This is a genomic window from Pseudomonas tructae (assembly GCF_004214895.1).
Classification (GTDB): Bacteria; Pseudomonadota; Gammaproteobacteria; order Pseudomonadales; family Pseudomonadaceae; genus Aquipseudomonas; species Aquipseudomonas tructae.
This window is the reverse complement of sequence record NZ_CP035952.1, coordinates 2,260,890-2,272,965: the sequence shown is the minus strand read 5'-3', so window position 1 is coordinate 2,272,965 and position 12,076 is coordinate 2,260,890. Positions and strand designations below refer to the sequence as shown.

Here is a 12,076-nt window from a genome sequence, read left to right as displayed (position 1 = left end):
TAAGGCGCGGAATCGTGCTGGGCAACAGAAATGACGATGCAAACGGGCAAAAGCCGTGGCGAACGTGACATCAGCCCCCTGATGCGCTGGGTTTATAGCAAAAAGCACGGCGTCTTTCACAGGATCAGCAGACCAGCGGGGCCTTGGTTGGAGGGATACGAAAAAGTGTTACAAAAACCAACGCCTTGCATGCCCTCCCCCAAGGGCTACTGCAAGGCGCGATAGAAGGATGCCAATGGTTTCAGTCAATCACCTCAAGCTTGAGGTCATCAAGGTTGAAGTCGTTGCCTGAGCTACCAATGTCTGTGTGATTGTAAACCTCAATTCTCAATGTGGAGGATGTGGCCCGGACTATTTCTGACTTCGTATGCCATTGGTTACCCTCCACCGTGAAACGTGGAATTATTTCTTGTGCATCTGCGCGAACAGACAACACCGCACGGTCCCTGGCCGATGGCACAGCATCCTGTGCCTTGAAGCTGAACTGGTCTACACCCTTCTCGGCGCACTGGTAGCCTTTGACTCGCGTCAAGCACTTCTCGAAACGCTGGGCCGGAAATGGCCGGACCGGCTTGCCCCGCTGATGCCTTCAGTGTCCCTCACGCTATCGCACGGCCAGGTGTTCGAAAACCAGGCCCGCGATTATCTCGATGAATTCCCCACTGATCTGGCGAGCGCCGACGCGGATTCCGCCGCATCGCATCAGGGGCGCTGCAAGCAGCGCCCCTGATCCTTCAACGGTCCTTGAACTGTGCTTCACGCTTGGCGATGAATGCCGCCATGCCTTCCTTCTGGTCTTCGGTGGCAAACGCCGCATGGAACACCCGGCGCTCGAAGCGCACGCCTTCGGCGAGGTTGACCTCGAAGGCACGGTTGACGCTTTCCTTGACCATCATGGTCATCGGCACCGACTTGCTGGCGATGGTTGCAGCGACCTTGAGCGCCTCTTCGAGCAGCTCGGCCTGTGGCACCACCCGAGCCACCAGGCCGGCACGCTCGGCTTCCTCGGCGCCCATCAGGCGGCCGCTCAGGCACAGCTCCATGGCCTTGGCCTTGCCCACCGCGCGGGTCAGGCGCTGGGTACCGCCCATGCCCGGCAGCACGCCCAGATTGATTTCCGGCTGGCCAAACTTGGCGTTGTCGGCGGCGAGAATGAAGTCGCACATCATCGCCAGCTCACAACCACCGCCCAAGGCAAACCCGGACACCGCAGCGATGATCGGCTTGCGCCGGTTGGCAATGCGGTCGGCGTCGCTGAACAGGTCATCGACATAGATCTGCGGGTAGCGCAGATCGGCCATTTCCTTGATGTCGGCACCCGCGGCGAAGGCCTTGGCGGAGCCGGTCAATACCACGCAACCAATGTTCGGGTCAGCCTCGAGCTGGTCCAAAGCCTTGTTGATCTCGCCGACAATCTGCGCGTTCAGGGCATTGAGCGCCTGGGGGCGATTGAGGGTGATCAGGCCGACCTTGCCGTGGATGTCCAACAGAATGGTTTCAAATGACATGCAAGCTGCTCCCTTCAAAGATTGCGCGCAATGACCATGCGCTGAATATCGCTGGTGCCTTCGTAGATCTGGCAGACCCGCACATCGCGGTAGATGCGCTCCAGCGGAAAGTCACTCAGATAGCCATAACCACCCAGGGTCTGCAAGGCATCCGAACAGACCTTTTCGGCCATTTCCGAAGCGAACAGCTTGGCCATCGAGGCTTCGACCAGCGCCGGACGCCCGGCATCACGCAACGCGGCGGCATGCAGGACCATCTGCCGGGCCACGGCAATACGGGTGGCCATGTCGGCCAGACGAAAGGCCACCGCCTGATGCTCGATCAGCGGCTTGCCAAAGCTCTCGCGCTCGCGGGCATAGTCGCGGGCCACCTCGAAGGCCGCACGGGCCATGCCCACCGATTGCGAGGCGATGCCGATACGGCCGCCTTCAAGGTTGGCCAGAGCAATCTTGTAGCCTTCGCCCTCCTCGCCCAGGCGGTTGGCCACAGGCACGCGCACGTTCTCGAAGACAATCTGGCAAGTGTCCGAAGCATGCTGGCCGAGCTTGTCCTCGACGCGCGCCACCTGGTAACCGGCCGAGTCGGTGGGTACGATAAAGGCACTGATGCCGCGCTTGCCCGCTGCGGGGTCGGTCACGGCAAACACGATCACCACCCCGGCGTTCTGCCCGGAGGTGATGAACTGCTTGCAGCCATTGAGCACATAGTGGTCGCCCTCAAGGCGCGCGCGGGTCTTCAGACTGCTGGCGTCGGAGCCGGCTTGCGGCTCGGTCAGGGCAAAGGCACCGAGCATCGCGCCACTGGCCAACGGTGTGAGGAATTGCTGCTTTTGTTGCTCGTTGCCGAACTTGAGAATCGGCACGCAGCCTACCGAGTTGTGCACGCTCATGATGGTCGAGCAGGCACCATCACCGGCGGCGATTTCTTCAAGGGCCATGGCATAGGCGACATAACCGGTATCGCTGCCGCCCCACTGCTCTGGCACCAGCATGCCGAACAGGCCCAGCTCGGCCATCTCCTGGATCGCCTCTTTCGGGAAGCGGTGTTCGCGGTCCCACTGCTCGGCAAACGGCCGCAGGCGCTCCTGGGCGAACTGGTGCACCGCATCGCTGATTTGCTGTTGTTCGTCATTGATAAGCATGGTGCACCTCAGTACAGACACTCGACGGCCATGGCCGTGGCTTCACCGCCGCCGATGCAGATGGCGGCAATGCCGCGATGCAGGCCTTTGTGGCGCAAGGCAGCCAGCAAGGTGACCAGGATGCGCGCGCCCGAAGCACCGATCGGGTGGCCCAGGGCGCAAGCGCCGCCATGCACGTTGACCTTGTCGTGTGGCAGGTCCAGGTGCTTCATGGCCGCCAGGGTGACCACGGCGAACGCCTCGTTGATTTCAAACAGATCGACTTCGGCCAGGTTCCAGCCAGTGCGCTTGATCAGTTTGTCGATGGCGCCGATCGGCGCAGTGGGAAACAGCGCCGGGGTGTCGGCGAATGCTGCGTGACCATGAATCACGGCCAACGGCTTCAGACCTTGCTTTTCGGCCTGCGAGCGACGCATCAGCACCAGTGCCGCAGCACCGTCGGAAATCGAGCTGGAGTTGGCCGCGGTTACCGTGCCACCGTCGCGGAACGCCGGCTTGAGTTGCGGGATTTTGTCCAGGCGGGCCTTGGGCGGCTGTTCGTCGTCGCTGATCAGGCGCTGGGTCTTGCCTTCGGTGACTTCAACCGGAACGATCTCACTGGCAAAGCTGCCGTCCTTGATTGCCTGCTGGGCACGGGTCAGCGAGGCGATGGCGAAATCATCCTGTTGCTGACGGGTAAAGCCATTGTGTTCGGCGCAGTCCTCGGCAAAGGTGCCCATCAGGCGGCCCTTGTCGTAGGCATCTTCGAGGCCGTCGAAGAACATGTGGTCGATGATCTTGCCGTGGCCCATGCGGTAGCCGCTGCGCGCCTTGTCCAGCAGGTAAGGGGCGTTGGACATGCTTTCCATGCCACCGGCCACCACCACATCGGCGCTGCCAGCCAGCAGCAGGTCATGGGCCATGATGGCGGCCTGCATGCCCGAGCCGCACATCTTGTTCAAGGTGGTACAGGTCGTGCCTTTGTTCAGGCCGGCGCCCAGCGCCGCCTGGCGCGCCGGGGCCTGACCGAGACCGGCCGGCAATACGCAGCCGAACAGCACTTGTTCGACGCTGTCCGCGGCGACACCGGCACGCTCGACGGCGGCACGAATGGCGGCAGCGCCCAGTTGCGGCGCGGTCAGGCTCTTCAGGTCACCTTGCAGCCCACCCATGGGGGTACGCACGGCGCTGACGATTACGATTGGATCATTGGCGAGGGTCATGTCTATCTACTCCGATAATTACTTGGCAGCCATGCGCAAGGCACCGTCGAGGCGGATCACCTCACCGTTGAGCATGCTGTTTTCAATGATGTGACGGGCCAGCGCGGCGTATTCCTGCGGGCGGCCCAGGCGCGGCGGGAACGGCACGCCGGCGGCCAGCGAGTCACGCACTTCCTGGGTCATGCCGGCCATCATCGGGGTCTCGAAAATGCCCGGGGCGATGGTCATCACGCGGATACCGAAGCGCGCCAGTTCACGGGCCGCAGGCAAGGTCAGGCTGGCGATCGCGCCCTTGGAAGCGGCGTAGGCGGCCTGGCCGATCTGGCCGTCGTAGGCGGCAATCGAGGCAGTATTGATGATCACCCCGCGCTCACCGTCGCCACTCGCCTGGCCCTCGGACATGGCCGCAGCCGCCAGGCGCAGCAGGTTGAAGCTGCCGATCAGGTTGACGTTGATCACCCGGCTGAAGCTGTCCAGGCCATGGGGGCCATTCTTGCCCAGGACTTTTTCGGCGCCGACGATACCGGCGCAGTTGATCAGCCCGTGGATGTTGCCGAAGGCGCTGACAGCAGCATCGATCGCCGCCTTGGCCGCCGCTTCCTGGCTGATGTCGGCCACCGCGAACTGCGCCTTGGCGCCCAGCTCACGCGCCTTGGCGGCGACCGCCTCGGCATTGAGGTCAACCAGCATCACCCGGGCGCCGGCCTCGATGAGCATCTGTGCGGTGGCAGCGCCCAGCCCGGAGGCTGCGCCGCTGACGATGAAGTTGTGATTGGCAATTTGCATGATGATCTTTCCTCAGACGCTGGTGGTAGAAGCCAGCGCGGCTTGTTGTTTAGCTATTTCCTGGTTACGCAGGATGAAACGCTGCAGCTTGCCGCTCGGAGTCTTGGGCAGCTCGCTGACGAATTCGATTTCCCGCGGATAGGCATGGGCATAAAGGCGCTGGCGAACCTGCTGTTTCAGCGCCTCGGCCAATGCCTCACTGGGCTGTTCGCCGTTGGCCAGCACCACGAACGCCTTGATCAGCTCGGTGCGCTCTGGATCCGGTTTACCCACCACTGCGGCTTCGATCACTGCCGGGTGTTCGATCAGGGCACTCTCGACATCGAACGGGCCGACCCGATAGCCGGAGGTGGTGATGACGTCATCGCTGCGGCCGACAAAGCTGATGCTGCCATCGGTATTGAGCTCGACGGTGTCGCCACTGAGGTAGTACTTGCCCACGAAGGCCTTGGTCGGCAATCCGTGGTAACCGGCGAACCAGCACAGCGGCGACTGCTCCCGATCAACGGCGAGAATGCCCGGTTGCCCGGCCGGCAATTCGTGATGCTGTTCATCGAGCACGACGATGCGATGGCCGGGCACGGCAAAACCTGCCGACCCCAAGTGCACCGGATGCTCCAGGCCGTGATGGTTGCACAGCACCATACCCAGCTCGGTCTGCCCGTAATGGTCATGGATGATCACGCCCAGCTCGTCGGCGAACCAGCGGATCACTTGCGGGTTGAGGGGTTCGCCAGCACTGCTTACCACCCGCAGACGGCCCTTGATCGGTGCACTGAATTGGTTACCGGCGGCGATCAGCAGCCGATAGGCGGTGGGCGAGCCGGCCAGGTTACTGATGGCGTACTTGTTGATGACCCGGCAGGTGCTTTCGACACTGAACGGGCCATCGAAAAACGTCGTGGCATGGCCCAGCGCCAGTGGCCCGGTGACGGCGTAGTAAAGCCCGTAGGCCCAGCCCGGATCGGCAAGGTTCCAGAAATTGTCCTGCGCGCGCAGGTCAATGGCGTCACGCATGTAGCCCTTGAAGGCGACGATGGCCCGCAACGGCACTTCCAGCGGCTTGGCCGGGCCGGTGGTGCCGGAGGTGAACATCAGCAGGAACGGGGCATCCGCCCGCAGCAGCACGGCTTCGCACTGATCGCTGGCAGCATTGACGGCCCGATGAAAGTCGATATCACCGGCACCCTCGCCGGCCCCCACGCAAATGATCGTCGGGCAGCCTTGTACCTCGTCGAGCTTGGCGCGATTGAGAGGTTCGGTGACCACTACCTTGGCCCCGGATTGCTCAAGGCGGTGCTCGATGGCCTTGGGCCCGAAGGCGGTGAACAAGGGTTGATAGACCGCGCCAATACGCCAGGTGGCCAGCACCGTGATCAGCAGTTCGGCGGTTCGCGGCATCAGCCCGGCGACCCGGTCGCCAACACCCACACCCTGGGCCTTGAGCACATTGGCCAGGCGCGCCGATGCCTGTTGCATCTGCTCGAAACTGTATTGAGCGCTGCTACCGTCGCGACCTTCCCAGTTCAGCGCAATCCGGTTGCCACCGACATGCCGGTCACAGCACTCGACACAGGCGTTAAGCGCCTCCAGGCTGCCCTGCAGGGCAGCCGCCGCGCTGCGCTGGTAATTGAATCCTTTCGCGGCGCCAAGGTAATCGCCCATCGCCAGCCTCCTCGTTTTTTATTGTTGGAATCAAACGAATGATCTGAAGATAGTCGCGCCAGCACAGCACGCAGACAATGGCCAAAGCTGTCAATCTGGATGACTGGTTTGGCCGCTCTGATGGCTTTCAAACCTTGACAGTTACCTCTGCAGCCAGGGCCTCCTTGGTCAGGCGCAAATCCAGGGCCTTGAGCGCGGTCGTGCGTTCTTGTGACAAGCCATTCACTTGCGCCAGGTACTCACCGTCGCTCAGGCTTGCCTGTTGCTCGGTCAGCGTATCCAACCGGTCCTGAAATGGCTGATCGGTACTGCTGTAGAGGTCGGCATGAGCCTGGTGCAGCGCGTCCAACCAGAAATCACGCTCGCTGATATTGATTGCCAGCGCCTCGCCCGCCTGCGCCTGGCGAACAACGCGCGCGGCTTCGGCCAGCTGGAGCGCACTGACCCCAGCCACCCTGGCGAACTGCATGGTGCGCGGCTGCCCTGGCAATCTTAGCTCCGTTGCCAGGCCACTGCGGTAGGCAAGGCTGACCTCGATTTCGTCGACATCACGCCCGTCAGCCCGGCGAGCGGCAATGTCGTCTTGGGCGAGCCGCTCCACCTGCTCCAGGCGAAACAGCCGACGCGCCAGGGATAGAAGCACCCCCTGGCGCTCGCCGGGACCTCTGCCTCGCAAGGCGCGGGCCATGTACACCCTCACCTCCAGAGCACTGAAGCAGTTGGCCACACTGTCGACGCACGTTCGGGGGCTGTCTGCCAGCTCGAACAGTTCGTTGCGCAATTGGGTATTTTCCTGCGCCGCATCGATCATCTCCCACACACGGCGGTCCAGGTCCTCGCGTGCCAGGCGAAAGTCGCTGGTACCGGTCAACTCCGCCAGCACCTGGAAAAAATCTGTACTGTGCGCCTCCTCGAACAACTGATCCCATTGCCCCCCTCGGCGCGCGTAATCATCGCCCATCTGCAATTGCAGCCACAGTTCTCGCGCAAGGGGCACTGGGACTGGGAGTTGATCCTGACCTTGAAAGCGCTGCCAGGTTTCCTCCGACAGCGGATTACCCGCCAGGTGCAATTGCTCGCGAAACGCCATGGGTGCATTGAGCAGCGCCTGCGGCAACTCGGTTATTTGATTGCCCCGCAGGTCTGCATATTCCAGGAAGGTCCTGCCGAGCAAACCCGCTGGCAATCTCTGCAGGTTGGCCTGCCTGAGCGACAGTTCGCGCAAACGATGCAGCGAGTGCAGGTCCAGGCGGATCGCACCCAAGGGGTTATGGCTCATACCGAGCACACGCAACTGGTGCAGGGCGCTAATGCATGCCACCCCTGATGCATCCAGACGTATGCGGTTTTGCTGCAGGCGCAGTTCACGTAGCGAGGGCAGATGGTTCAAGCCTAGGGGCACCCGTTGTAGGTGATTGTTGCTAAGGTTCAACCAGCGCACCCGGGGAAAGCGTTGTAGGAAAGCGCTGGGTACATCCTGCAACCCCAGGTTGACAAGCACAAGATCGGTGACATGGTTAAAATCGGCTTGCACCGGCAACGCCGGCAAACTCTCCACCCTGATACCGATCAGGCTCAGGCGCATGCCTGCGTAACGACCACTGCCATCGGTCAACTGCTCACCCTGAAAGCGCCAGCAGCGCCGCAACTCGTCAGCAACCAGCCGGCGTGCGACATTACGCTGCGCGCCTTCGCCAGCGGCAACCCATCGAACAAGGTGACGGTCAACCGCATGGTACGCCGCTTCATGATCCAGGAGGGTCTGAAAAGCGCTGCCGGGGGCCTCATGCAAACGCTGCAAGAATTCGCTCACCTGTTGCTCATCCAGACCGGGGTACAGGCAACGTACCCTGTCGCGAATGGTCATGCGTGACAGGTTGCGCGCTCTGGCGCTGCGGCCGCTGAGCAGATAGCCCACGCGGCCGTCCGCCAGGCGTTGGCCCGGATTGAACCAGGGTCGAGCTCGTGGCCATCCCAACAGGTTTGTCAGTTGCTGATGCGAGACCGCTGACCAGGCTTGCAGGGAACTGCGCAGTTGCTGCAGCGAATTTTCTCCGCTCCAGCCCAGACGTTGCCGATATGTGTCAGGCAGCAGTGCGAGCAATGCATCGTACAAACCCGCAGGTTCGGCAATCTCCAGCTCCAACTCGACATTCTGATGATCATAAAGCGCGAACCGCCCAGCCTGGCGGATCAGAACCCTGAGCGCCGAAGGATCGTTGTCAGGATACATACGCGTCACCCGCGCCCCGCCAGTGGAGCTGCCACGCCACTCAAGATTGAGGGTTTCAGGCCACTTGGCTTTTGTCCGCAAAAGCGCGAACACCAGCTCTACGGTTTCCGAGGCATCGCTGCTGTTCAAGTACAGCCCCTCCACTGCCCGGTTCAATCGGGCAGCCTGCAACAGCGAACGTGCTTGCTCGGCCAACGCCAGAGGCAAGCGCGCATACTGTCGCAGGTGCAAGCGTTGGGCATCATCCGCCTGTTGCAACAGTGCCAGCGCATAAGGGTCTGGCAAGCCTGGAAAAAACCGTTTGACGGTCTCGAGCAGGTCGTCGCTGCGCAAGTAACCTTGAGCGAAATGCGCCATCAGCTTTGCCCGCAACGCGGGCGCCTTGGCCAGCACTTGTGCCCGTGCCTCGCTGTCTGGCAAGGCTGAGGCTGCGACTTCATTCAGACAATAGGCGTGCAGCTGCGGGTCGGGGACCATGTCTGGCATGGACAACTGCCCAAGGTAAGCTTCTATGCGTGCATCCACGCTGAATCGCTCCAGGGTGTCGCGCAGGCTCACTGGCAAAGCACGATTTTCCACCAGCAGGCCGCGCAACTGCTCTTCATCGACATCAGCCACGCGCAAAATCTGTGTGATCCGGGCCTCGTCCAGCGTCGCCGCCTCGGGCCACAAGCAAGCAAGCAGCCTCGCGCTGCCCTGCCACTCCAAGGGCCGCTGGTAAAGCAGGCGCCAACCGCGCTCACCATTGAACTGCAAGAGGGGTGAAAAGCCACCACGGCCCCTGGGGTCAAACAACCGCCACGAGCTCTGGCCATCGGCTCGCCTCACTTCATAGATCGCACCCTGATCTTGCCACCAATGACGTCCCTCCAGACCGAACAGGCCATTTTCCAGGCGCTTGGCGCCAGCCGGTAGCGCGTCGACCTCAAGCGAGCTCAGGTCATGCAGCCAGAGCCGCTGAGCCTGTGCAGGCGAGACAACGGGTTGCATGCTTTCAACCGCGCTGCTGCGCACAAAGCCGCGCGCAACCAGCGTGCCTGCACCAACCTGTGCAGCGCCAACGGCCAGAGTTTCAGCCACGCCCAGCATGTGCTCAAGTGCTTCATAACGGCGATCGCGTGCCCAGTCGGCAACGCCCTCAAAGACCTCGGCCAGGGTGGTCCCCACCAGGTACCCCACCAGTAATGCGCCCAGGGCCGGAACGAACAAACCCGCGACGTTGAGCAACACCAGCCCCGAGTCCTCGAAGACTTTGATGCGCGTCGCACTGGCGGCATTATCAGCATCAGCCGTCGGCACCGCCAATAGCCGCGCATCGTCCTTGATACGTTGCAGGTGCTGGCTGGCGAGGCTGGCAAACAGGTCATCACCGGCAATCGCACCTGTCGGCGCCATGTCGGTACGGGCGTCCTGCATACGCTTTTGCAAGGTGCCCATGAACGCCGGTAGGTCCCTCAATCCAATCAAGCGCAGCAGGTGCTGCTGATAGCCCGATTGCTTCACGGCAGTGCCCAGGGCGCTACTCAGCGCATACCAGGAGTCGTAGCGCCGAAGCGGCGCTTCGCTGCCCGGCAGATAAACGATCACCCCTTGCACCCGTTGGCGTGACAGCAGACCCGGAGTGCCCCCCCAGCTGCCTTGCAACTCGAACACCAAGGCACCATCTACCCGGCTACCCAGCAGCTCCAGCATCAGCACCTGGACTGTCCCGCTTTCGGCATGGGTCGGCACCTGCCCATTGACCACCCGGCGCAACATCTGCAGGTCCAACTGGCTGATCTGCCCCTTTAGTGCCGCGATTTCGCTGGACAGTGCCAGGCTGTGGCGCTTGTCTTGCGCCAGTGCCTGCTGCAATGCTGGGTCCAGGACCTTGGCCAGGTGTTCCTGGTAGCGTTGACCGACATCAAGCTTTCGACACACCCGGACAATGCCTGCGGCCTTGTCGCACAACACCCGGCCATCACCCTCCTGCGCCACCAATCCTGTCTGCGGATAGAAAAACGTGCTGTCGCTGAAGTTCTGCAGCAAGCGCTGTAGCGCAGGCTGAAACTCATGGAAGAATTCGTCGTCGGGCAATTGGCCAGGTTTGACACTGAAACTACGCTTGACCTCGCGCCAGCGCGCCTGACGCAAGTCAACCGAACAAGCCAGTTGCTCCCGCAGCGCTTGCTCGAACAAGGGGGCGGCAAACGCGTCAAGGCCGGTCAACCTCGCCAGCGCGCCCTGCAATTGTGCCTGGGAGGCATGGTGATCATTGAAGAGGTCTCGCAACAGATTGATGTGTTGAGCCGACGCGCGGCGCAACCAGGCAGGAAGAGTCTGCCCAATGAACTCATCACAGGCATTGTCGAGTTTGGGTGAGACAACAGGTTCGCTGGCCGAGGACGTGACAGGGGGCATGATCGGTTTCCTTGATCCAATGGAAGCCATCAACACTGTGCCATTGCCACCTGCCCTGGCAGTCGGAACCAGCCCCCATCAGTCTTGGGCACCACGCTGAAGAATCAGCGTGCGGTAATGGCCCGGATTGCAACCAAACCATTTGCGAAATGCCTTGTAGAAGGAGCTGCTGTCGGCAAACCCCAGGCGCTCGGCGATCTGGGCAAAGCTCAGCTCGACTTCGGCCAGCCAACTGATCGCCAGTTCCTTGCGCACGCTGTCTTTGAGCCCTTGGTACGTCTGGCCTTCGTCGGCCAGGCGACGGCGCAGGGTCGACGCCGAGAGACACAGGCGCTCAGCGAGGCTGGCCGTTTCTGGCCAGGCACAGGGTGCAATCTGACGCAAATCCTGACGGATTCGTCGGGCCAGGCTGGCCGGGTCACGGTACTTGACCAGAATGTTGCCCGGTGCTTGCGCCAGAAAACGCTGCAGCTCTTGCGCTGAGCGCCTGATCGGCACATCCAGGCTATCCGCGGCGAAAATCATCCGCGTACGCGGGCGGTCGAACTGCAGATTCTCGGAAAACATCACCCGATAATCGTCACAGAACGGCGGCTCGGCGCACCGCAACTCGATGGCCAGGATCGGAATCCGCCGCCCGGCCAGCCAGCAGGCCACGCCGTGCACGATCATCCAGAAGGTGAAGTAGGTAAATGCCCGACGTGGTTCGTCCTGGGGCTCGCCAATGACGATCTCGGCCAGACTCTGCTGGCGCACCAGCGTAGGCTGCAGGTGCTCGAACATCAGCCCGAGAAACGCCAGTGCCGTCTCCAGCCCCGCGCCCAAGGTCGGCTGTGTCATCGACGCGCGGCACATGAATGCCAGGCTGCCGCTGCGCAGACCGCGCGGGTCCATGCCAAAGAATTCGTCATGGCAACGCCGCGCCAGCAAGCGCCACAACTGTGCATAGGCACTGGCGGGCACCCGTGCATCGGCCTCGTGCAACTGCCCGGGGTCGATACCCACGCGGCTGAGCATGGCCTGGCTCGGCGCCCCCGGGGCGCAACTCTGCAACAGCGCCTCACGCACCAGTTGCATGGAGATGGTGTCTTTCTCCGCCATCAGCAGTACATCGCCTTGCCTGTGTTGTTTGAGCGTCAT

At 62.1% G+C, this 12,076-nt stretch carries 8 protein-coding genes; 1 reads left to right on the top strand and 7 read right to left on the bottom strand.

Annotated elements, in window-relative coordinates; translation table 11 throughout:
* The first annotated feature begins 367 nt into the window (after positions 1-367).
* The gene (locus EXN22_RS10470; protein ID WP_130263980.1) at positions 368-730 is read left to right on the top strand and encodes a hypothetical protein; all 363 of its coding nucleotides are present in this window, start codon (positions 368-370) and stop codon (positions 728-730) included.
* Between the two features lie 4 nt (positions 731-734).
* Here the strand turns inward: EXN22_RS10470 and EXN22_RS10465 are convergent, their stop codons facing one another.
* The 7 genes from EXN22_RS10465 to EXN22_RS10435 all read right to left on the bottom strand — a co-directional run bounded on the left by EXN22_RS10465 (position 735) and on the right by EXN22_RS10435 (position 12,037).
* Positions 735-1,508 carry an enoyl-CoA hydratase gene (locus EXN22_RS10465; RefSeq protein WP_130263979.1) on the bottom strand — a complete coding sequence of 258 codons (774 nt, stop codon included), beginning with the start codon at positions 1,506-1,508 and terminating at the stop codon, positions 735-737.
* Positions 1,509-1,522: 14 nt separating this feature from the next.
* Positions 1,523-2,650, bottom strand: coding sequence for an acyl-CoA dehydrogenase (locus EXN22_RS10460; RefSeq protein WP_130263978.1), 1,128 nt, complete (start codon positions 2,648-2,650; stop codon positions 1,523-1,525).
* Positions 2,651-2,658: 8 nt separating this feature from the next.
* Positions 2,659-3,852, bottom strand: a complete 1,194-nt coding sequence (locus EXN22_RS10455; protein ID WP_130263977.1) for an acetyl-CoA C-acyltransferase — start codon at positions 3,850-3,852, stop codon at positions 2,659-2,661.
* A gap of 18 nt (positions 3,853-3,870) precedes the next feature.
* Entirely contained in the window at positions 3,871-4,638 is a 768-nt protein-coding gene (locus EXN22_RS10450; RefSeq protein WP_130263976.1) for an SDR family NAD(P)-dependent oxidoreductase, read from the bottom strand.
* Between the two features lie 12 nt (positions 4,639-4,650).
* Positions 4,651-6,303: an AMP-binding protein gene (locus EXN22_RS10445; RefSeq protein ID WP_130263975.1), complete on the bottom strand. Its 1,653-nt coding sequence runs from the start codon at positions 6,301-6,303 to the stop codon at positions 4,651-4,653.
* A 127-nt stretch (positions 6,304-6,430) separates the two neighbouring features.
* Positions 6,431-10,936 (bottom strand): NEL-type E3 ubiquitin ligase domain-containing protein, encoded by a 4,506-nt coding sequence (locus EXN22_RS10440; protein WP_165392198.1) that lies wholly within the window; start codon positions 10,934-10,936, stop codon positions 6,431-6,433.
* A 78-nt stretch (positions 10,937-11,014) separates the two neighbouring features.
* Positions 11,015-12,037, bottom strand: a complete 1,023-nt coding sequence (locus EXN22_RS10435) for an AraC family transcriptional regulator (protein ID WP_130266790.1) — start codon at positions 12,035-12,037, stop codon at positions 11,015-11,017.
* Positions 12,038-12,076 lie beyond the last annotated feature (39 nt).